The sequence below is a fragment of the Streptomyces sp. NRRL WC-3626 genome, from assembly GCF_000718785.1.
GTDB lineage: Bacteria > Actinomycetota > Actinomycetes > Streptomycetales > Streptomycetaceae > Streptomyces > Streptomyces edwardsiae.
This window is the reverse complement of record NZ_JOCA01000001.1, coordinates 217,759-238,265: the sequence shown is the minus strand read 5'-3', so window position 1 is coordinate 238,265 and position 20,507 is coordinate 217,759. Positions and strand designations below refer to the sequence as shown.

The window sequence follows — 20,507 nt, the reverse complement described above, 5'->3', positions numbered from 1 at the left end:
TCCTAGTCATCCAGGTACGCGGAGGCGACGGACAGGTCCACTTCGCAGCCCTGCTCGGCGTCGAGCAGGACGGACAGTTCGACATCGGTCACCCCGCGCCCCAGGGTGAAGGTGAACTCCGTACCGGGGGCGCCCGCCCGCACCTGGTCCTTCCCGGCGCCGGCCGAGGAGGTCACGGTCAGCTCGGTGCCGGGCACGCACACCGGGGCGGCGGGGTCGTGCGGGGTGACGTCGAAGGTGATGGTGAGCCGGGGCTTCGGGTCGTCGGTGTGCAGGGAGGCGTGGACGGTGTCGTCGTGCACCAGGGGAGCGGCGGTGTCGAGCTCGACGCGGTGCGCCACATCCACGGGGCGGCTGTCCAGGAACGCCCAGGTGCCCCAGGCCGGCAGTCCCACGGCGAGGACGGCCAGCGGGATCACCACGAGGACGAACGGCGGCCACAGCGGTGCCTGCCCGTCGGGGCCCCGGCGCCCGATCAGCGGCAGCATGGCGGCGGCGAACGCCAGCAGAGCCGCCGCCGTCACCCCGACCAGGGTGGCGTCCCCGCCGAGCGTCAGCCACACGGCACCCGCCCCGAGGACGGTCACGAGGTCGGCCAGCAGCAGGAAGGTGATCACCCACGCGCCGGCGGCGGCGTCGCGGACCCGCAGCGCCGCACGCCGCAGCCACGAGGGACGAGGACCGTCGTCGCCCGGGGGACCGGCGCCCGTCGGGGGACTCGCGGCGGCGCTCGTCACGTCGTTGGTCACGCGCGCAGCTTAGAGACGCACAAGGTGGCATACCGGTCGGTGTCACCCGTGCGGTTGACTACCGTACGAAGTGGCCCGTGACGGCGCTTCGTTGTGCTATCACACCTCCCCTGGAGGACGGGACACGTCCCGGGGCGGTGCCGTGCTGGCACGTGCCACGAGCCGGGTGGACAGCTCGGTGCGGGTGCTCTCCGGGCGGTGGCCGTCCATCATGCGCAGCAGCAGCCGCAGGGCCGTCGCCGCCATCTCGGAGAGCGGCTGGCGGACCGTGGTGAGGGCCGGGGTGAGCCAGCGGGCCTCGGGCAGATCGCCGAAGCCGACCACGCTCATGTCGTCCGGTACGCGCAACTTCCGCTCGGCCAGGGCCTCGTGGACACCGAGCGCCATCCGGTCCGAGCCGACGAAGACGGCCGTGGGCGGCTCGGGCAGCTCGAGCAGTTCGCGCATCCGGCGGCCGGCCGCGCCCTCACCGGCCCCGGCGTGCCGGACGTACTCCGGCCGGTGCCGTACGCCCGCCGCCGCCAGCGCCGAGCGGTAGCCCGCGATCCGGGCGTCGGCGGACGGCGAGTGCCGGTGGCCGGCCACGACCGCGACGCGCTCGTGGCCCAGGGCCAGCAGATGCTCGGTCGCCGTCACCCCGCCCTGCCAGTTCGCCGCGCCCACCGAGACGACGCCCGGCGGTGGTGCGAGCACCGGGTCGATCATCACGAAGGGGATGCGGTGCTGCCGCAGCCAGGCGTACTGCGGATCGCTCAGCTCGGCGAGGTGGAACAGCACGCCCGACGACCCCCGCAGCACGAGCTTGTCCAGCCAGCCCCGCCCCGAGGCCTCCGGCCGGCCCCGCGTCAGGGCCGCCGAGACGACGAGCTCGAGCCCCGCGTCGTGCGCCGCCTCCTCCGCGCCGTGCAGCACCGAGCCCGCCCCGGAGGTCTCCAGCGAGTGCACGACGAGGTCCACCATGCGTGGCGCCCTCCCGCCGTCGAACCGGGGTCTCCTGATGTAGCCGAGCCGGTCCAGTGCCTCGGTGACACGGCGGCGGGTCTCCGGGGCCACGTCCTCACGGCCGTTGACCACCTTGGACGCGGTCGGCACGGACACCCCCGCCTCCCGGGCCACCACCGCCAGCGTCGGCCCGGCCGTCACGCCGGCACTCCCCGCACTCCCCGCACGGACCATCGAGCACCCACCTCTCCGAGTAGAAAGCGCTTCCTACTGTAGATCCGGCACCCTTCCGCGGGAAGAACTCTCACGCGTACCCAGGAATACCGACGGGCTCCGTGGCGCTCTTGTGTTACCGGCGGGTCAGGCCGGCGCGTGACGCGGCGCGGCGCGGTGAAGGGCTGGTGGGCACATGACGGCAGACCGGGCGAATCCCCTGATCAGAACCCCGTACGGCGCGGTGCGCGGCCGCTGGGAACGGGAGGTGGCCGTCTTCCGGGGCATCCCCTACGCGGCACCGCCCTTCGGCGCGAACCGCTTCCGCCCGCCGCTCCCGCCAACGCCCTGGGAGGGCGTGCGCGAGGCCGCCGCGTTCGGCCCCACGGCCCCGAAGCCCCCGTACTCCGAGGCCTTCGCGCAGTACCTCGCCGACCCGGCCGTCCCCGGTGACGACTGTCTCAACCTCAACGTCTGGACGCCGCACCCCGCCCCCGGCGCCCGCCTCCCCGTCCTCGTATGGCTGCACGGAGGGGCCCTGACCAGGGGTTCCTCGGGGGTCCCCGTCTACGACGGCAGCACCTTCGCCCGCGACGGCGTGGTGTTCGTGTCCGTGAACTACCGTCTCGGCGTCGAGGGCTACGGCCTCTTCCCGGACGCCCCCGCCAACGCCGGCCTGCGCGACCAGCTCGCCGCGCTCCGCTGGGTCCACGACTCCATCGGCGCCTTCGGCGGCGACCCGGACCGCGTCACCCTCGGCGGCCAGTCCGCGGGAGCGATCAGCACGGGCGCGCTCATCGCCGCCCCGCAGACGCGGGGGCTGGTCCGGCGGGCGGTCCTGCAGAGCGGTGCGCCGGAGACCACCGACCGCGACAAGGTACGGCGCGTGGTGCGCCGTATGGCCGGCCGGCTGAGGATCCCCGCGACCGCCGAGGCCTTCGCCGCCGCCGACCGTGACCAACTCCTGCGTGCCCAGGCCGACGTCGGCCGCCTCAGCAGCCCGGTCCTCGGCGGCCCCGCGTTCGGCGTCGTCGTCGACGGCGACCTGGTCCCGCGCGACCCCCTGGACGCCCTGATCGACGGCGCGGCCCCCGGCGTCGACCTCCTGACCGGCTGGACCCGCGACGAGTACCGCCTCTGGCTCGTCCCCGGCGGCCTGGTCGAACGCGTCGACCGACTCGGCGCGGTCGCCCTCGCCGGCGCGATGGCCCGCTGCCGCTGCGGCAGCGAAGTCCCGCGCGGATACCGTGCGTTGCATCCCGACGCCGGCACCGCCGAACTCGTCGGCCAGCTCGTCACCGACCACCTGCTCCGCAATCCGCTGCACCGCCTCGCCGACGGCCGCCGGGACCCGTCGTACGTCTACGAGTTCGCCTGGCCCTCCCGCCGCCCCGGCATGGGCGCCTGCCACGCCCTGGAACTCGGCTTCGTCTTCGACAGCAGCGACGAGCCCGACGCCCGCAAACTCGCGGGCGAGGGCGCCCCGCAGGACCTGGCCGACGCGATGCACGGAGCGTGGGTGCGCTTCGTCACCGACGGCGCGCCGGGCTGGGACCGCTGGGACTCCCACCACCCGGTGCAGATCTACGGCGACGGCGCCCCGCACGTCGAACACGGCCCCCGGGACCGAGAACTGGCGTTGTGGACCACACCCACCGCATCGGACACGGCCCCGTCCCCCGAACTCCGTTCGATAGTGGGCCGCTTGCGCCGCAGTGGCGCCCTGCGCCGGCACTGAGCGCTAGGAGCTCTGCCGGCTCACCATCTCGTTGATCCAGATGGGCGCGAACGGGGACGTGCAGCCGGGGGAGGTCGGATAGTCCTTGAGGACCTCCAGCCGCTCGCCGATGCCGAGCGCGCGGGCACGGAGTTCGGGGTGCTCGATCCCGATCTGGGCGAGGCAGTGGTTCATCGCCCACTGCAGCCGGTCCGGGGCGCTCTTCATCCCGGCCTCGATGAGGTCGAGCAGCCGTTCCAGATCGAGTCCCTCGGGCCGCTTGGCAACCCGTTCGGTGGTCAGCGCCCACCCGGCACTCGCGACCACGGGATCCGGGTCGGCGAACCAGGCCGTACGCAGCTCCTCCGCGTGCGGGCTCTTCTTCACCACGTAGCCGACGAGCCAGTCGTGCACCTTGGGCGTGCGCGCCTCGCGCAGCATGCCGTCCAGCTCGTCCCGCTCGAAGGCCTTCGGCCGGCAGATCAGCAGCGCGAGCAGCCTGGCCGCGCCGTCGCCCGTCCGCCACAGCTCGCGTGCCAGCTCCTGCTGCGTCTTGAGCCGCTTCGCGATCGCGCGCAGCTTGCCGAGGTTCACACCGTGATCGTCACCGTGCCTCTCGTTCACCGCGCGGATCTTCGGGTCCTCCAGCGCGGCCAGCTCGGCCATCACCTCGGCCGCCGTCGTCGTGGCCACCACGGCCTCCCTTCGCTCACCTGCGGGTCCCAGCGTAGACACCCCGCGGGTGGGCCGCTCCCAGAAGCTCCGGGCCGGCCCTTCGGGACCGCACGAGAACGGCCCCGGCCGGGCCCCTGGATCGGAACGGCCCGGCCGGCTTCGCCTACCGGTGCGTGGGCCGCATGGCGCCGTCGTACACGGTGCGGTAGTCCGGGACGACGATCCGCGTGGCCGGCGACGCCTTCTGGACCTGCTTGAGGAAGGCGTCGAGGTCCATCGCCGGGTCGATGACGGGGGAACCGCTCAACGGCAGCTCGAAGTTGTCCCAGTGGACGGGGACGACCACATCGGGAGTGTCCAGGGCGCTCAGCAGCCGGGACACGTAGTCGTGGGTGGTGCTGGTGACGGTGGGTACGGCGACCATCGCGAGGTCGGGGCGCAGTCCCCGCACGGCCCGCTCGGAGAAGTCGCTGGCCCCCATCAGGAACGCCGACGGGCCGTGCTTTCCGGCCGTGACCCGGAAGGCCAGGGTGTCGCCCTCGGGAAGGTCCGCGATGGTGCTGGGAACCTTCGCCGGCGGAGCGTTCAGCGTGCCCGGGGCGAAGTACGCGCACTTCTTGTTGCGGCTGTGCAGACTGGGTACGACCTCGACGGTGAGCCCGCCGATGTCGAGGACCTCGCCGCCCTTCACCACGGAGATCTGTCCCGAGTCGACTCCGAGGGCGACCAGCAGGTGATACGTGGTCTCGGTGCCGATGACGCGGGCGCCGGTGGTCTTGGCGATGTACGGCACGTCACCGAGATGGTCCCAGTGGGAGTGGCTCACCAGCACCACTTCGGGACGGCCGATGTGCGCGTCCACGACGACGGGATCCGTCTTCAGCTCGGTCTTCGAGTCGAGGCCGTCGACGTCGAACAGGCCGGTCCGGAAACGGGTGAGGTAGGGGTCGAAGAGCACGGTGCGGCCGTCCACGTCGATGCGCCAGCCCGCGGTGCCGAGCCAGCGGAACGAAACGGAAGGGGTGGTCCCGCCGCGGCCTTGGCCGGCGCTCGCGGACGCGGCGGCGGCCGTGGCCGCCGTGGCCGGGATCAGCGGGGACGCCGCACCGATCGCGGCGCCCCGCAGCACCGTACGGCGGTCGAACCCGCGGCCGGAGGAGACGTCTGCTCTGCGCGCGGCGTGTGTGTCCTTGGTCATGGCGTCAGCAGATCAGGGCGTGAAGTGCACTGTCCAAGACCGGATCGAGGCACTGTTGATACGCGAACGCATATGTGCCCCGGTCAGCGGTCGTCGCCGCGGAGGAAGGCGGCCGCCATTCCGGCGGCCCGGCCGATCGCGGCGTCCACCGTGGCACGCGAGGCGGTCAGATCGTGCGTGCGCGCGAACACGGCGATCGCGTAGCGCTCGCCGTCCGGGTAATGGGCGACGCCCGCTTCCATATGAAGCCCGGGCAGGGTGCCGGTCTTGGCCGCGACCATGACGTCGTCCGGGAAACCCGACACCAGCCGGTGGCGGAAGACCTGCCTGCCCATCAGATCGCGCACGAGCGCACAGGCTTCCGGCGGGCCGGCGGCATCGGTCCAGACGAGCCGGAGCAGCCGGGTGATCTCGCGCGGCGTACTGGCCGTGGTGTGGTGGGGGTCCAGCACCGCCAGCCGTCGCTTCCTCTCGTCGGGCAGGGCCGGGTAGCGCACGGCGAACTCCCTCTCGTCGCGTGCCCCGACCTCCGCGAGCATCGAATCCAGCAGGTCCCGGGGGCCGCCCACGACGCGTGTCCGGTCCAGGCCGAGTTCCTTCGCGAGCAGTCCCACGGTGTCCAGGCCGACCCGGCCCAGCAGCAGATCGGCGGCCGAGTTGTCGCTGACCGACATCGCGAAGTACGCCAGATCGCGCAGCGACAGCTCGACATCGTCCAGACAGCCGGCGGTGCCCCAGCCGCCGAGCCGGTCGGCCGAGGTCACCCGGACCCGCTCCCTCGGATCGAGCTGGCCGGCCACGACCTGGCGGGCGAACTCCAGCACCAGCAGTATTTTGAAGATCGAGGCGATGACGACGGCGTCGTCGGCGCCCACGGCGACTTCGCGGGCCTCCCGCTCGCCGTCGGTCCCGTCGGCGGCCGGCAGGTCCGCCCGGACCGGAACAGCGTGCAACTGCCCCCTGGCGCCCGCCTCGGCGAAGACCTGCCTGATCCGGTCCTCGGTCGCTGTTCGCGTGCTCATCGCTGCTCATTCCCGGGTATCGACGTTCCCCGTCATCGGCCGGCCAGTGGTCCATCCGTCCCAAGACGGCTTCCGCATAGGATCATTGATTGTGGATCTCTTGCGCCACCTGCGTTTCTTCGTCACCGTCGCCGACGAGCTGCACTTCAGCCGGGCCGCCGGGCGACTGGGCATGGCCCAGCCACCGCTCAGTCAGGCGATCCGCCGGCTGGAGAGGGAACTCGGCACCGAACTGTTCGACCGCTCGCAGCGGGGCGTCCGGCTCAGCGCCGCCGGAGCGGCGCTGCTGGACGAGGCCCACGAACTCCTCGCCCGGGAGAAGAGGCTGCGCACCCTGGCCCGTCGCGCCGCCGACGGCGGCCTCGGCGTGCTGCGCGCGGGCGTGCCGCCCGACACCACGGCCGCCGTACTGTCCGCGCTGCTCTCCGCGTGCGCGGAACACGCTCCGGAGCTCTCCGTCGACCTGCAGGAGGTCACCACCGCGGAGCAACTGCGGCTGCTGGCCTCCGGCGGCCTGGACGTCGGACTGGTGCACCACCCCGTCGACGCCACCGAACTGCGGCTCGGCCCCGACGTCTCACTGGACCTGGGCGTCGTCCTCCCGCGCACCTCGCCACTGGCCCGGCTGCCGGAAGTGACGCTCGGCGACCTCTCCGGCCACGACCTGGTGCTCTTCCCCCGGGCGCACGCACCCGGCTGGCACGACCACATCCTCGACGCGTGCCGCGCCGAAGGCTTCGTCCCCGGCCGGCTGCGCCACGCCTCCAACCCCGAGTTCCTGCTCGCCCTTGTGACGGCGGGACACGGAGTCGCCTTCGATCAGGGACCGGCGGCCCGCAAGGAACCCCGCGTCGCATGGCGTCCCCTGGCGGGCCGCCCTCTCACCCTGCGCATCAGCGGTGCCTGGCCCGCCGGCCGCGGTGCCCACCCGGCTGCCCGCCGCTTCGCCGAACTCGCCGCCGACGTCCTGGCCCGCCACCACACCGCCACCTCACGGCGCGCGGTCACCTCCCACCCGCCCGACGACACTCCGCGCCCGTGGTCGGTGGTGTACGGCTGAACTCCCGCACCGACGTCGGGGAGCGCGACATCAGGCTCCGCGGCCGGTGAGGGAGGTGGTTCACTGGGGCGGTTCGCGGCCGCCGAGGCCGTCCGCCCGTACGCCTATGCCGAAGGACTCCGTTCGATGACTGGCTCTGCCCCCATACCGCCTCCGCCCTCCGCCCCGCCGGTTCCCTCCACCGAGGGCCGCGCGTCCGCCCGGTGGGTGGTGCCGTCGGTGGCCGCCGTCGTCGCGGCGGGTGCGGGCATCGGGCTGGGCTGGCTGCTGTGGTCCGGCGCCGACAGCGCGGCCTCCGGGACCGGCCTCGACGACGCGGCGGCCGACGCGGCGGGCGCGTGCCAGGTGTGGGCGAGGGTCCCGGCGCTGGACAAGGTGGTCGGCGATGACGACAAGGTCACCGAGGTCTACTGGAACCGGGTCGGCGGTGCCTCGACCCTGGCTCATTCGGCGGCTGTACTCGACGACCGCTACGAGGCTTTGGACAAGGCGATGCTGAAGGCCACGGGACTGGTGCAGAGCTTCGAGGTGGAGGGCGCCAAGGCGGTCGCCGCCCACGACAAGGTGAGCACCCTCTGCGCCGAGCTGGACGACTGAGGAGCAGTCAGCCTCTACAACTCGGACCGCCCCCACGAGGTGACGTCCACGGTGTCACCGACGGCCAGTGTGCCGGTGCGGAGCACGGCGTACTTCGTCCCGAAGGCGACACCGCCCTCGGCGGCGCGCCGGTACCCGGCGAGGGTACGCAACGGCTCGGGGCCGGCCTTCGCGCCGGTCCCCTGTTCCACCATGGTGACGGCACAGCGGATGGCGAGCTTGGCGTAGCCCAACTCCGTGTCGCCGATGCGGATGTGGTGGGCGCGGTCCTCGGTATGGGGGTCCTCCCAGCCGTCGATCACGATGTTGGGCCGGAAGCGGTTCATCGGCAGCGGCGGGAGTCCGTGCCCGGCCAGCTTGCGGTTGAGCAGATCGAGCGAGGCCCGGGAGAGGACGTGCAGGGCGCAACTGTCGGCGTAGGCGGAGGTGCCGGGCGTCCGGCCGCCGGTCACCCGCTCATGCTCGGGCGGCACCCGCACGAGCCGACTGGGCGCACGGAGCACGTCGGACAACCACCCGGCGACGGCGTCTCCCTGATCGACGCCCTGGTGGATGTTCCCGAACATCTGCACCTTCCGCCGGGCGGAGACGGTGTCGGTCCGCAGCTCCAACGCCTCGACACCGGGCCCACGGAGGGTGAGCCGCGCTCCACCGTCCCCGACCGAGGGCCGCACCAACGCCAGCCGGGGATCCCGCCGCTGCGTCCGCCCCACCCCGTCCTCACCGACGACCATGAACACCCGGTCGTACGCGAGCCCGGCAGGAGTAAGCATCACCTCGCCCGCCGACGTCCCGGCACACCCCTTGACCGGGTAGTACGTCAGCTCGACAACGCCGGCCATGGTGGTGGTTCCGTCCTGTTCCGCAGTTCGGCGACCGCTGTGGGAGCTCGGATGTACGGTCTACGCCATGGGCACTGGGCAACTAGAGGTCAAGGGCCGCGCGATTATCGACGGCAACCGGTTCATGACGCTGGGAACCGCGAACGCCGAGGGCGACCCCTGGGTCTCGCCCGTCTTCTATGTGGCCGACGGGTATGCGACTTTCTACTGGATCTCCTCACCCGAGGCGACCCAGGTCCGCAACATAGCGGTGCGGCCCCGCGTCGGCATCGTGGTGTTCAACTCGCAGCAGGAGCCGGGCTCCGACGAGGCGGTGTACATGAGCGCCACCGCGTGCGAGCTGGCCGGGGCGGACTTGGACCGGGGCCTGGAGATCTACCTCGGGGCAGCGCCGTTCGGTCAGGGGCCGGCGGCGTTCCGGCCTCCCGGACGATACCGTGCGTATCGGGCGTCGGTGACCGAACACTTCATGCTCTGCCCACAGGCGTCCGGTGAACCTTGCCCGACGCACGGCCGCACATCCGACCACCGCATGCCGGTGACGCTTTAGCTCCGCTCCGACGGTACGGGGAGGAACGCGGCCCAAGCCTTGGGGGTGACGGTGAGGTGGGCGGCGTTCGGGGTCTTGGAGTCGCGGATGTGGATGGCGGTGGGGTGGGGGGATACCTCAATGCACTGGCCGCCTTCGCTGCCGCTGTGCGTCGACTTGCGCCAGGTGTAGGCGACTTCGAGGCAGGCGCCGCCTTCGCTGCCGCTGTAGCTGGACTTGAACCACGCAAGTGCGGTGCCAGTCATTGTTCTCCCAGGAGAAGATCCAAGATGGCCCTTGAGTCCTCGGTGTTCAGGGCCTGCGTCCGCAGCATCGCATACTTCTGTGTCAGGATCCCTACCTCCCCCGGATCGGCGATCAGCTGGCTGCCGCGTTGCGTCTCCATGTACGCGAGCCGCTGGTGCTCAGGGGTCTCCAGCAGGATGAACGGCCCGTCGAGGCCGGCGTGCGAGGTGCGGCCGAGTGGAAGAACTTGGAGTGCGACTCCGGGTACATCAGTCCACTCCCGTAGTTTTCGCAGCTGCCCGGCGTACACAGCATCGCCGCCCAACTGATCACGCAACGCGGCTTCCCAGATGACGAAGCTCGTGGTCGGCGGCACCTTGCGGTGCAGGATTTCCTGGCGCTCGATGCGTGCTGTCACCATCTGCTCGATGTGGTCCTCGTCGTACACCGGAACGCGGCTCTGGAAGACCGCCCGGGCGTATTCCTCGGTCTGGAGCAGGCCAGGTACTGCTGAAGCCTCGTACCACGAGATCGCGATCGCCTCCCGCTCCCGATCCAGGTACTCCTCCGCCCACAACGGAATCAGATCCACCTCCGGCATCCTGCTCAGCGCGACCGACAACGCGCCCTTTGTGCAGAGGAGTTCGTCGAGTTGTTCCGCTAGGTCCGGCTTCAGGGGGCGTCTGCCCTGTTCGATCGACGCGATCTGCTGCTCGCTGATGACGAACCGTTCGCCCAGTGAGCGTTGCGTGTGGCCGGCCGACTGGCGGTAGAGGGCGAGCAGCGCGCCCACCATCTTCATCGCCGACGCGTTTCTCCGTGTGGTGGTGACCATGAGGCCGTACTCCCCGTTCGTGCCCATGCGTTCGCTGTCGCGCAGGCGTACAGCCGAGACGTACGGGAGCGCGGACTGTTCCATGATGAGTACGGAGCGTGACTCTCGTACCGTGAAACAAGAAACTTCACCCGCGTCCCAGAACCAGAACCCCGCCCCACGTGAGCGTCTCTTCCGTCGTGAACGCCGGTCCGTGCCGGGCGCGCGGGCGTTCGCGCGGCGGGCGCTGGAGGACTGGGACGTGCGCGGGCGCACCGACGATGTGCTGCTGTGCGTCAGTGAATTGGCGACCAACGCGCTGCTGCACGGCGTGCCGGCCGGCCGGGGATTTCTGCTGAGGCTGCTGCCGTATGCGGAGAGCGTGCGGGTCGAGGTGCACGACAGCGGGGGCGGTACGCCCGCCGTGCCCGAGCACGAGCCCGACGAGAGCGGGCGCGGGCTCCTGCTCGTGGGCGCGCTCGCGGACACGTGGGGGGCGGGGGAGCGGCACCCCGGGAAAGTCGTGTGGTGCGAGTTCCTTATCGCGCCGCCCGCAGCACCGACGCCACCGACGCGATCGCGTCCGGCCCCACCCGGCAGCACCCCCCGATCAGTCGCGCCCCCGACGCCCGCCAGCCCCTCACCCGCCCGGCACTGAACGTCGACCGGCCCGTCCACGCCCTCGCCCCCGCGTCCCAGGTCTCACCGCTGTTGGGGTAGACCACGACCGGCTTGCCGGTGACGCGGGCGGCGAGGGCGACGGCGAGGTCGGCGTCCGCGGGGGTGCAGCAGTTCACGCCGACCGCGATCACCTCGTCCGCCCGCGCCGCCAGGGCGAAGGCCTCCTCCAGCGGCTGGCCGGCGCGGGTGCGGTCGCCGGACGCCGAGTACGACAGCCACGCCGGTACGCCGAGGCCGCGCACCGCGCGCAGCAGTGCCTCCGCCTCGTCCGTGTCGGGGACCGTCTCCAGGGCCAGGACGTCCGGGGCGGCGGCTGCCAGCACCTCCATGCGCGGGCGGTGGAAGCGCTCCAGTTCCCGCACGGTCAGCCCGTAGCGGCCCCGGTACTCCGAGCCGTCCGCGAGCATCGCGCCGTACGGGCCGACCGAGGCCGCCACCCAGAGGGGACGGGAGGCCCCGGCCCGCCGGATCGCGGAACGCGCGCACGCCACGCTCAGCCCCAGCAGACCCGTCGCCTCCTCCCGCCCGATCCCGCGCCGCGCGAACCCCTCGAACGTCGCCTGGTAGCTCGCCGTGATCGCGACGTCCGCGCCCGCCTCGAAATAGGCGAGGTGCGCCGCCGTCACCGCCTCCGGGTCCTCGGCGAGCAGCCGGGCCGACCACAGTTCGTCGCTCAGATCGTGACCGGCCGAGGCGAGCTGGTTGGACATGCCTCCGTCGAGTACGACCGTGCCGTCCGCGAGCGCCTCGGCGAGGGCGGGTGCGCTGCTCATACCGGCGACGCTAGCCGAGCGGACCGGCACAGCGCGCCCTCCGGTCCCCGTGCTGGGATGCTGGGAGGGGGCACAGCCGAACAGGGCGGTGAGCGCCATGACCGTGCTCGAAGGGGACGGTACGTCCGAGGAACCCCTCGCCGACCCGCACGGGGACCCGTTCCTGCGGACCCGGTTCGCGGTGCCCGCGCGCCCGGTGACGTATCTGCGGCGCGAGCGGCTGAACAGACATCTCGACGAGGCCCTGCGCACCCCGCTGACCATGGTCAACGGCAGCGCGGGCGCCGGGAAGACGCTCCTCGTCGCCGACTGGGTGGAGCGACTGGACGGGCTGCCCGTCGCCTGGCTCACCACCGAGGCCGCCGGGGACGGGCCCGGCATGTTCTGGGCGTACCTGCTGCGGGCGCTGCGTACCGCCGGGGTGGCCCTTCCCGCCGACATCGGGTTCCCGGCGGACGCGAACCGGGTGAGCCCCGCCCTGCAGGCCCGGCTCGCCGCCCAGCTGAGCGTCCGGGAGGAGCCCGTGGTCGTCGTGCTCGACGAGTTCGACCGGGTCACCGCCCCCGAGATCGCCGAGCAGCTGGAATTCGTCCTGCGGCACGCCGGGCCGGGCCTGCGGCTGGTCCTCGTCACCCGTACGGAGCCGCTGCTGCCCCTGCACCGCTACCGGGCCGCAGGAGAACTCACCGAGATCAGGGGCGCGGAGCTCGCCTTCACCGCGCCCGAGGCGGCCCGCCTGATGGAGCTGCACGGGCTGCGGCTGCCCCCGGCCGCCGTGCGCGCGCTGGTGGAGCGCACCCGAGGGTGGGCCGCCGGGCTGCGGCTGTCCGCGCTCGCGGCGGGGCAGAGCCCGGACGCCGAGGCCTGTCTGAAGGAGTTCGAGGCCGACCGCAGCGCCATCGCCGACTTCCTGCTCGCGGAGGTCCTCAAACGGCAGAACGCCGAGACCCAGGACCTCCTGCTGCGGGCCGGCCTGCTCGACCGCTTCTGCCCCGATCTCGCGGACGCCCTCACCGGGCGCACCGACGCGGCCCCCATCCTGGAACGGCTGAGCCGCGACAACGCCTTCGTCGAGCACCTCGGGCACGGCCTGTACCGCCTCCACCCCCTGTTCGCCGAGATCCTCCGCGCCCATCTGCGCCTGCGCCTGCCCGGTCTGGAACCCGAACTGCACCGGCGGGCCGCCGACTGGCTGCGCCGCGCCGGACGCCTCACGGAGGCGCTCGGGCACGGGGCCGCGGCCGACGACTGGGAGTTCACCGCCGGCGCGCTCGTCGACGACCTCGCCATCGGCCAGTTCTTCACCGGGCCGCGCTCCGACGCCGTGACCGGACTCTTCGCCCGCATGGGAGCGGGGAGTACGGGTCCCGCCCCGGAGCTCGTGCGGGCCGCCGACCGGCTGGCCCGGTGCGAGATCGACGACGGGCTGACCCATCTGCGCCGCGCGCGGCACGACCTCGCCGAGGACGACGGCACGGCGGCGGCCCGGCTGAGCTGCGCCCTGCTGGAGGCGCTGGCCGCCCGGCTGTCCGGTGCGCCGGAGCGGGCGGAGGACGCCGCGCGGGAGGCCCAGGAGCTGCGGAACGAGGTCCCCGCCGAACTTCTGGAACGGCATCCCGAACTCACCGCCCTGCTCCTCGACCACCTGGGCTCCGCACGTCTGTGGGCCGGGCGGTTCGAGGAGGCGCGGGACGCCCTCTCCACGGTGGCGGACTCCGCACCGGAAGCCGCCACCGCACTCCCGCGCGAGGACGCGCTCGGCCGGCTCGCCCTGATCGACCACCTCGACGGTTGGCCCGGCAGGGCCGAACGCAAGGCGCACGCGGCCCTCGCCGAGACGGAACGCTTCGGGCTGCCCCAGCCGTCCGGCTCCGGTGTCGAACGCCTCGTCCTGGCCGCCGTCGCCATCGACCGCGACGAGCTGGGGCAGGCCCAGGCGCTGCTCGACACGTCCGCCGACGCGCACCCGGCGATGCGGGACCCCGTACTGGCGGCCGGACGCGCCCTGACCACCGCGCGTCTGCATCTGGCGCGCGGCGAACCGGGCTCCGCGCTGAAAGCGGTCGAACCGCAGCTGGCGGCCGCCGCCGTATCGCCCTGGGCACGCGGGCAGAGCGCCCTCGTCGCGGCCGCCGCCCACCTCGCCGAGGGCCGTACGGACACCGCCGCGAGCCTTCTGCGCGACGTGTCCGACGAGCAGCCGGCGTGCGCGGTGGGCGCCGCGCGGGTCCGGCTCGCCACCGGCCGGGCCGCCGACGCCGTACGACTGCTCGACCGAACGCACCCGGAGCGGCACGCCGGTCCCGCGGTGGCCGTACGGGCCGCGCTCGTGCGGGCGCAGGCCGCCGACGAGGCGGGGGACGCCGTCGCCGCGCGCAGGCTGGTGGTGCGGGCGCTGGCGGAGGCGCGCCGGGAGCGGCTGCGCCGGCCCTTCCGCGAGGCCGGTCCGTGGATCCGGCCCCACCTCGGTTCGGCGTCCCTGCACTGGCTGACCACCGGCTGGCTCGCCCCCGGAACCGGCGCGACCCCGCACACGCAGCCGCCGCCCCCTGTCGTCGAGGAGCTGAGCGGGCGCGAGCACGACGTGCTGCGGCGCCTCGCCCTGGCCATGTCCACCGAGGAGATCGCCGCCGACCTGTACGTATCGGTGAACACGGTCAAGACCCACCTCAAGAGCGTCTACCGCAAGCTGTCGGTCAACCGCCGCAACGAGGCGGTACGCCGCGCCCGCGAACTCGACCTGCTGTGACGAGGGGGGTGCGCACGTCCGTGAAGTCCGACACCGAGCGCAGGGCGCACAGCGACTACACCGGCGGTGTCTACGGGTCCATGCTCGCGGCCTCGGTGATCGTCGGCGCGGGTGCGCTCGGCTCGTTCCCGCGGGTGGAGATGGTGCTGCTGCTGTTGCTCACCGGCGGGGTGTTCTGGATCGCGCACGTGCACGCGCAGCTGTTCGGCGAGCGGCTGGCGCGGCGCACCCCGGACCGGCACGACGTGCTGCGGGCGTGCCGGGAGGAGTGGACGGTCGTCAAGGCCGCCGTGCCGCCGGCGGCCGCCGTGGCCGTCAGCCCCGTGCTCGGGCTCGGGGTGCAGAGCACGCAGTGGTTCGCGCTGTCCGTCGCCGTGGCCGGGCAGGTGGGGTGGTCCGCGGCGGCGGCCCGCCGGGCGGGCGCGGGGCGGCGCCTGATCGTGCTGTCGGCGACCGTGAACCTCGTCCTCGGTCTGGTGATCCTCTCCTGCAAGCTGTGGCTGAAGAAGTGAGCCGGTCACCTCTACGGGGTGAGCCGGGCAGCCGCCCGGCGGCGGACGATCGCAGGGTACGGGCAGGCCACCCGGGGAGCGGCTCATGCGCTACGAGATCCGCGTCGACGGACACCTCTCGGAACCGCTGATCAAGGTGTTTCCGGAACTCGACCATGTGACGATGTCCGGCCAGACCCTGCTGTTCGGGCACGTCGTCGACGAGGCGCACCTGTACGGGCTGCTCGCCCGCTGCCAGTCCCTGGGCCTGCGCATCCTGGAGCTGCGCCAGGCACCGGAATAGCGGGCGCCCTCCCCGTCACAGGCTCTCGGCACGCACCCTGCCGGAGCGTACGGCCGCGCCCAGCGTCGCGAAATCCCGCTCGTTGCGGTCGGCGTAGTCCTGGGCGAACCCGGTGAGCGCCCGCTCGAAGCGGTCGCTGCGGCCCAGATACGCGGCGATGGCGACCGGGTCGCCGGAGCGGGCGTGGGCCCGCGCCAGGCTCGCCCCGCACAGCCGCGCGAACAGCCGCAGCAGACCCGGGTCCATGGTCTCCGGGCGGGCGATGCCCTTCCAGTCGCGCAGCTGCCGGACATAGAAGTCGCGGGGGCGGCCGTCGAGGCCCACGGTGTGGGTCCAGCCGAGCAGGATGTCGCTGGTCGTCTGGATCAGCCGCTGACCCGCGACGACCCGGCGGCCCTGATTGTCGTACGGCTCGCCCTCCGTGTGCGCGGCGAGCACCGACTCCTGCGCCTCCTTGGCCTGCAGCAGCAGGGGATCGTCGTCGTCCCGGCCGAGCAGCAGCACGATCCAGCAGCGGGTGCCGACACTGCCGACGCCGACCACCTTCCGGGCGATGTCGGCCAGGTGGTAGCGGCCCAGCAGATGCCGCCGCTCCGACGGGAGGGAGCGCGCGTAGCCGTCCAGGACCGCGCGCAGCGCCTCCCCCTCGGCGGAGGGGTCCTCCACCAGGTCGTCCAGAGGTGTGATCAGCGGCGGGTCCGGTGCGATGCGCCTGCCCCGGGCCGTGGCACGGGTGAGTTTCGCGAAGGCCTGGAGATGGGTGCGGGTCCGTGCGTGCTTCGTCGCCTCGGCGGTACGGCGGCGGGCCTCGCGGTCCATCGACGAGGCCATCAGCTCCCGCAGCCGGTCGGCGTCGTCCTGCGCGTACCAGATGTCGAGGGTGCGCATCCCGGCGAACTCCCGCATGCGCGCGCGGTACGCCGCCACACAGGTGCGCACCGCGCCGTTCTGCTCCTCCACCGGGAAGCCGTTCGCCCGGCCGGCGATCGCGAAGCTCGCCGCGAGCCGCTTGACGTCCCATTCGAAGGGGCCGGGGTGGGTCTCGTCGAAGTCGTTGATGTCGAAGACGAGATGGCGTTCGGGGGAGGCCAGCAGGCGGAAGTTCAGCAGATGGGCGTCGCCGCAGAGCTGCACGGTCAGACCCGTGTCGGGGGCCGGGCCGAGATCCGCCGCCATGATGGCCGCCGCGCCCCGGTAGAACCGGAACGGCGACTCCAGCATGCGTCCGTAGCGGACCGGCACCAGCTCGGGCAGCCGGGTCGCCGACTGCCGCTCGATCACGTCGACGGGGTCCGGCCTTTTCCGGGCCGCCTCGAACCGGCCGTGGCACGAACGCGGCGCCCGGTCGCGCGCGGACTTCCCCTGCGCGGCCCGCTCGGCGGGGGAGAGCGGTGCGCTGAACGAATCCTGTACGGCCATCCCTGCCTCCGTACGACGTGAATCCTCGCCCCCATCGCACCGCGCGGGCGCCGCGAGCGGATCACCCGTCCCGGGTGAGGCGGCACCGGCCATGTGGGGCGGACGCTGAGCGTGGGGGCGAACGGCATGTCGGGCGCAGGCCCGGAACGGAGGACCGAGATGAGTGGTGCGACGTACCTCGCGTACGACTATCCGCTGCTGAGTGCCTTCTGGACCATCCTGATCATCTTTCTGTGGATCATGTGGTTCGTGCTGCTCTTCCGGGTCGTCATGGACATCTTCCGCGACGACGACCTGAGCGGCTGGGCCAAGACCGGCTGGCTGGTGTTCACGGTCGTCCTGCCCTTCCTGGGCGTGTTCGTCTACGTGATCGCCCGCGGCAAGAACATGGGACACCGTGAGCGGGCGCAGGCACGCGCACAGCAGGACGCCTTCGACAGCTACGTCCGCGAGACCGCCAAGGGCGCGGGCGGACACACCAGCAGCGTCGACGAACTCGCCCGGCTGTCCGAGATCAAGGCACGCGGCGACATCTCGGACGACGAGTTCCGCAGGGCGAAGGAACTGGTCCTGAGCGGGCACGGCCCGGCGGAACACCGGGGACCGTACGCCTCGTCCACGGGGCGCTGACCGCACGACACCGAATCGAGGCAACGCGATGGCAACCACACATCCGACACACGGCGCACGCCCGGCGACCGGCACGTACGCACGGTCGGCGAAGCGGGAGTGGGCGGGCGGCCTGACGGTCTTCGCCGCCGTCACCCTGATGATCGTGGGAGTGCTCGACATCTTCCGGGGCATCATGGGCATCGCCGAGGACGACGTCTTCGTCACGACGCAGAACTACGTCTTCAAGTTCGACCTCACGTCCTGGGGCTGGACCCATCTGGTGCTCGGCGCGATCGGGGTGCTCGTCAGCCTCGGTCTGGCCCGCGGGGCCCTGTGGGCGCGCATCGCCGGTGTGACGATCGCCGGACTCATCATCATCGCGAACTTCCTGTCCCTGCCGTACTACCCGGTCTGGTCGGTCGTGATGATCGCGTTCTCGGGCTTCATCATCTGGGCCCTGTGCATGCCGCGTTCGGACTCCCGCGCCGGGCGGTGAGTCCCGGGCCGTGGCGCGGACCGGCGTCCCGCGGGACGCGGCGTGGGCACGACTGGCGCTCCTCGCCCTCACGGCGGGGGCGCTGGTCCCGCTGGCCGCCGCCGGTCCGCGCAGTGTGCTCTGGGTGCTGCTCGGCCTCGCCGGGCTCGCCCTCGCGGCCATGGGGCTGTGGTGGACGCTCGCCCACTCCGGGACGGTGCGGCTCCTCGGAGCGGCCCTGTGCGTGGCGGCCCCGCTGACGGTGCTCGCGCTGTACGCGGCCGGCGGCATGCTGGGACCCGCCGTGGCGTCCCTGGCGCTGTGGGCGCTGGCCGTGGGCGCGGCCCGGACGGCACTGGCGCCCGCGACCGCCGAACCCGAACACGCACCGCGGCCGGTCCGGCCCTGGGCCCTGATGAACCCCCGCTCGGGCGGCGGCAAGGTCGACCGCTTCCGGCTGGCGGACCGGGCGCGCGCGGCGGGTGTGCGGGTGACGCTGCTCGGCCCCGGGCACCAGGACGTGGCCGCGCTCGCCGAGGACGCCGTACGCGACGGAGCCGATCTGCTGGCGGTGGCCGGAGGGGACGGCACCCAGGCACTGGTGGCGGAGGTCGCCGCCCGGCACCACCTGCCGTTCCTGGTGGTCCCGGCCGGCACCCGCAACCACTTCGCGCTCGACCTCGGCCTCGACCGCGACGATCCTGCGAAGGCCCTCGACGCCCTGACGGACGGCGTAGAACTCCGCGTGGACCTCGGCTTCGCGGCCGGCCGGGTCTTCGTCAACAACGCCTCCTTCGGCACGTACGCGGAGGTCGTCGGCGATCCCGCGTACCGGGACGAGAAGCGACGGACCGCGCTGCGCATGATGCCCGGCCTGCTGTCCGGTCCCTCCGCGCCCCGGCTGCGGATGCTGGCCGACGGCACCCGCGCGGACGGTCTTCAGGCACTGCTGGTCAGCAACAACCCGTATCTGCGGGCGGTCGACGCGTCCCGGCCGGGGCGCAGGGAGCGGCTGGACTCCGGACGGCTCGGCGTGCTGGGCGTGCGGGTGGAGGGCGCGGTGCGGGCCGCGGGGATGGCGCGCGGCCCCCGCGCGGCCGGTCTGCTGCGGCTCACCGCCGGGGAGGTCGTGGTCGAGGCGGACACCGCGGCCGTTCCGGCCGGTGTGGACGGGGAGCACGTGCTGCTGCCGGCCCCCGTGGTGTGCCGGATCGCTCCCGGGGCGCTGCGGGTGCGCGTTCCACGCGATGCGGTGCGTACGCGGCGGGGCGGCGGGGCACCCGACTGGCTGCGGGTGGCCCGGCTCGCGCTGGGACGCCGGGGGTCCGTGCCACGACGGTCGCGGCCGTGACCGGGAAGGCGGTGGACGATGTGCCGTTGGCTCGCCTATTCGGGCACGCCGATCCTGCTGGACAGCATTCTCTACCGGCCGGCGCACTCGCTGATCGACCAGAGTCTGCACGCGAGGATGGGCGTCGAGACGACCAACGGCGACGGGTTCGGCGTCGGCTGGTACGCGCCGGACAAGGACAGCCCCGCGGTGGTCCGGGACATCGGCCCGGCGTGGAGCGACCGCAATCTGCGGGAGATCGCCGGGCATGTCGTCTCGCCGCTCTTCTTCGCCCACATCCGCGCCTCGACCGGTACGGCGGTGCAGCAGACCAACTGCCATCCCTTCCGCTACGGCCGCTGGATGTGGATGCACAACGGGGCCGTCGCCGAGTTCCACCTGCTCCGGCGGGACCTCGCCCTCCGCGTCGCGCCGCACCTGTTCCCGTACGTCGAGGGCTCCACGGACTCGGAGATGATGTTCTATCTGTCGCTGACCCTCGGTCTGGAGGAGGATCCGCCCGGCGCCGTCGCCCGGATGGCGGGCCTGGTGGAACGCGTCGGCCATGAGCACGGCGTGGAGTTCCCGCTGCAGATGACGGTCGCGGTGACCGACGGCGCACGCCTGTGGGCGTTCCGCTACTCCACCCAGCAGCAGTCGCGTTCGCTCTTCTACAGCTCGCGCGTGGAGACACTGCGCTCCCTCCACCCGGACCTGGAGTTCCTGCGCGAGATCTCCGGCGACGCCCGCCTCATCGTCTCCGAACCCCTGGGCGACCTGCCCGGCGCCTGGAACGCCGTCCCCGAGGGCACCTGCGGCGTCGTCCAGCCGGAGGGCGACAGGATGGCGGGGTTCGCGCCGGCGGCGGGCTAGGTCCGGGCGGGGACGGGTGAAAGGCCGGTACGGGGACGGGCGACGGGGCGGTCGGCGACGGGCGAAGCGCCGGTCGCGGACGGGCGAAGGGGCGGTCGGGGCTGGGCTTTTGCGGTCAGGCGCAAACGCGTGGTGGGACGGGGGCGGTCGCGGCGATCGTTGGCCGGGGATGCCCCGTTGCCTACAGTCGACTGGA

At 72.9% G+C, this 20,507-nt stretch carries 21 protein-coding genes and 1 pseudogene; 12 read left to right on the top strand and 10 right to left on the bottom strand.

What is annotated here, in order from left to right; all coding sequences use genetic code 11:
* Nucleotides 1-2: 2 nt before the first annotated feature.
* Together IF28_RS0101065 and IF28_RS0101060 are read right to left on the bottom strand one after the other, a co-directional pair.
* Nucleotides 3-749 (bottom strand): hypothetical protein, encoded by a 747-nt coding sequence (locus tag IF28_RS0101065; RefSeq protein WP_030212368.1) that lies wholly within the window; start codon nt 747-749, stop codon nt 3-5.
* 99 nt (nt 750-848) lie between these two features.
* Nucleotides 849-1,925 carry a LacI family DNA-binding transcriptional regulator gene (locus IF28_RS0101060; protein ID WP_030212366.1) on the bottom strand — a complete coding sequence of 359 codons (1,077 nt, stop codon included), beginning with the start codon at nt 1,923-1,925 and terminating at the stop codon, nt 849-851.
* 175 nt (nt 1,926-2,100) lie between these two features.
* Here IF28_RS0101060 and IF28_RS0101055 point away from each other — a divergent pair, with 175 nt between their 5' ends.
* Nucleotides 2,101-3,642 (top strand): carboxylesterase/lipase family protein, encoded by a 1,542-nt coding sequence (locus tag IF28_RS0101055; protein ID WP_030212363.1) that lies wholly within the window; start codon nt 2,101-2,103, stop codon nt 3,640-3,642.
* Nucleotides 3,643-3,645: 3 nt separating this feature from the next.
* Here IF28_RS0101055 and IF28_RS0101050 read toward each other — a convergent pair whose 3' ends face one another.
* The 3 genes from IF28_RS0101050 to IF28_RS0101040 all read right to left on the bottom strand — a co-directional run bounded on the left by IF28_RS0101050 (nt 3,646) and on the right by IF28_RS0101040 (nt 6,516).
* Nucleotides 3,646-4,287 carry a DNA alkylation repair protein gene (locus tag IF28_RS0101050; RefSeq protein WP_037892362.1) on the bottom strand — a complete coding sequence of 214 codons (642 nt, stop codon included), beginning with the start codon at nt 4,285-4,287 and terminating at the stop codon, nt 3,646-3,648.
* A gap of 172 nt (nt 4,288-4,459) precedes the next feature.
* Nucleotides 4,460-5,494: an MBL fold metallo-hydrolase gene (locus tag IF28_RS0101045; protein WP_030212356.1), complete on the bottom strand. Its 1,035-nt coding sequence runs from the start codon at nt 5,492-5,494 to the stop codon at nt 4,460-4,462.
* 83 nt (nt 5,495-5,577) lie between these two features.
* The gene (locus IF28_RS0101040; protein ID WP_030212353.1) at nt 5,578-6,516 is read right to left on the bottom strand and encodes a serine hydrolase; all 939 of its coding nucleotides are present in this window, start codon (nt 6,514-6,516) and stop codon (nt 5,578-5,580) included.
* Between the two features lie 100 nt (nt 6,517-6,616).
* Between IF28_RS0101040 and IF28_RS0101035 the strand changes: the two genes are divergently transcribed.
* Nucleotides 6,617-7,576 (top strand): LysR family transcriptional regulator, encoded by a 960-nt coding sequence (locus tag IF28_RS0101035; RefSeq protein WP_030212350.1) that lies wholly within the window; start codon nt 6,617-6,619, stop codon nt 7,574-7,576.
* 126 nt (nt 7,577-7,702) lie between these two features.
* Nucleotides 7,703-8,173: a hypothetical protein gene (locus IF28_RS0101030; protein WP_158713631.1), complete on the top strand. Its 471-nt coding sequence runs from the start codon at nt 7,703-7,705 to the stop codon at nt 8,171-8,173.
* Between the two features lie 14 nt (nt 8,174-8,187).
* On the opposite strand, the gene IF28_RS0101025 is transcribed toward IF28_RS0101030, so the two are convergent.
* Nucleotides 8,188-9,015, bottom strand: coding sequence for an MOSC domain-containing protein (locus tag IF28_RS0101025; RefSeq protein WP_030212344.1), 828 nt, complete (start codon nt 9,013-9,015; stop codon nt 8,188-8,190).
* A gap of 67 nt (nt 9,016-9,082) precedes the next feature.
* On the opposite strand from IF28_RS0101025, the gene IF28_RS0101020 reads away from it, so the two are divergent.
* The gene (locus IF28_RS0101020) at nt 9,083-9,565 is read left to right on the top strand and encodes a pyridoxamine 5'-phosphate oxidase family protein (protein ID WP_030212340.1); all 483 of its coding nucleotides are present in this window, start codon (nt 9,083-9,085) and stop codon (nt 9,563-9,565) included.
* Here the strand turns inward: IF28_RS0101020 and IF28_RS0101015 are convergent.
* A complete protein-coding gene (locus IF28_RS0101015) occupies nt 9,562-9,810 on the bottom strand; it encodes a DUF397 domain-containing protein (RefSeq protein WP_030212338.1) in 249 nt (82 codons plus the stop codon). The genes IF28_RS0101020 and IF28_RS0101015 overlap by 4 nt on opposite strands.
* Nucleotides 9,807-10,625, bottom strand: a complete 819-nt coding sequence (locus IF28_RS0101010) for a helix-turn-helix domain-containing protein (RefSeq protein ID WP_030212336.1) — start codon at nt 10,623-10,625, stop codon at nt 9,807-9,809. The genes IF28_RS0101015 and IF28_RS0101010 overlap by 4 nt, the downstream gene beginning before the upstream one ends.
* An 85-nt stretch (nt 10,626-10,710) precedes the next feature.
* On the opposite strand from IF28_RS0101010, the pseudogene IF28_RS37350 reads away from it, so the two are divergent.
* Nucleotides 10,711-11,142: pseudogene (locus IF28_RS37350) on the top strand (ATP-binding protein); the annotation flags it as partial.
* Nucleotide 11,143: 1 nt separating this feature from the next.
* Here the strand turns inward: IF28_RS37350 and mmuM are convergent.
* Entirely contained in the window at nt 11,144-12,058 is a 915-nt protein-coding gene (gene mmuM, locus IF28_RS0101000; RefSeq protein WP_030212331.1) for a homocysteine S-methyltransferase, read from the bottom strand.
* A 97-nt stretch (nt 12,059-12,155) separates the two neighbouring features.
* Here mmuM and IF28_RS0100995 point away from each other — a divergent pair, with 97 nt between their 5' ends.
* The 3 genes from IF28_RS0100995 to IF28_RS0100985 all read left to right on the top strand — a co-directional run bounded on the left by IF28_RS0100995 (nt 12,156) and on the right by IF28_RS0100985 (nt 15,602).
* A complete protein-coding gene (locus tag IF28_RS0100995; RefSeq protein WP_051713558.1) occupies nt 12,156-14,807 on the top strand; it encodes a LuxR C-terminal-related transcriptional regulator in 2,652 nt (883 codons plus the stop codon).
* Between the two features lie 80 nt (nt 14,808-14,887).
* On the top strand, nt 14,888-15,319 hold the full coding sequence (locus tag IF28_RS0100990; RefSeq protein ID WP_234324836.1) for a hypothetical protein: 432 nt from the start codon (nt 14,888-14,890) through the stop codon (nt 15,317-15,319).
* Between the two features lie 85 nt (nt 15,320-15,404).
* Nucleotides 15,405-15,602, top strand: a complete 198-nt coding sequence (locus IF28_RS0100985; protein ID WP_030212322.1) for a hypothetical protein — start codon at nt 15,405-15,407, stop codon at nt 15,600-15,602.
* A gap of 15 nt (nt 15,603-15,617) precedes the next feature.
* On the opposite strand, the gene IF28_RS0100980 is transcribed toward IF28_RS0100985, so the two are convergent.
* On the bottom strand, nt 15,618-17,021 hold the full coding sequence (locus IF28_RS0100980) for a DUF2252 domain-containing protein (protein WP_030212320.1): 1,404 nt from the start codon (nt 17,019-17,021) through the stop codon (nt 15,618-15,620).
* A 159-nt stretch (nt 17,022-17,180) separates the two neighbouring features.
* Between IF28_RS0100980 and IF28_RS0100975 the strand changes: the two genes are divergently transcribed.
* From IF28_RS0100975 to IF28_RS0100960, 4 genes are read left to right on the top strand one after another with little or no spacing between them, the layout of a single operon-like run.
* A complete protein-coding gene (locus IF28_RS0100975; RefSeq protein WP_030212317.1) occupies nt 17,181-17,651 on the top strand; it encodes an SHOCT domain-containing protein in 471 nt (156 codons plus the stop codon).
* A 28-nt stretch (nt 17,652-17,679) separates the two neighbouring features.
* Nucleotides 17,680-18,129: a DUF7144 family membrane protein gene (locus IF28_RS0100970; protein WP_030212314.1), complete on the top strand. Its 450-nt coding sequence runs from the start codon at nt 17,680-17,682 to the stop codon at nt 18,127-18,129.
* Nucleotides 18,130-18,139: 10 nt separating this feature from the next.
* Nucleotides 18,140-19,459: a diacylglycerol/lipid kinase family protein gene (locus tag IF28_RS0100965; RefSeq protein ID WP_030212312.1), complete on the top strand. Its 1,320-nt coding sequence runs from the start codon at nt 18,140-18,142 to the stop codon at nt 19,457-19,459.
* A gap of 18 nt (nt 19,460-19,477) precedes the next feature.
* The gene (locus IF28_RS0100960; RefSeq protein ID WP_030212309.1) at nt 19,478-20,311 is read left to right on the top strand and encodes a class II glutamine amidotransferase; all 834 of its coding nucleotides are present in this window, start codon (nt 19,478-19,480) and stop codon (nt 20,309-20,311) included.
* Nucleotides 20,312-20,507 lie beyond the last annotated feature (196 nt).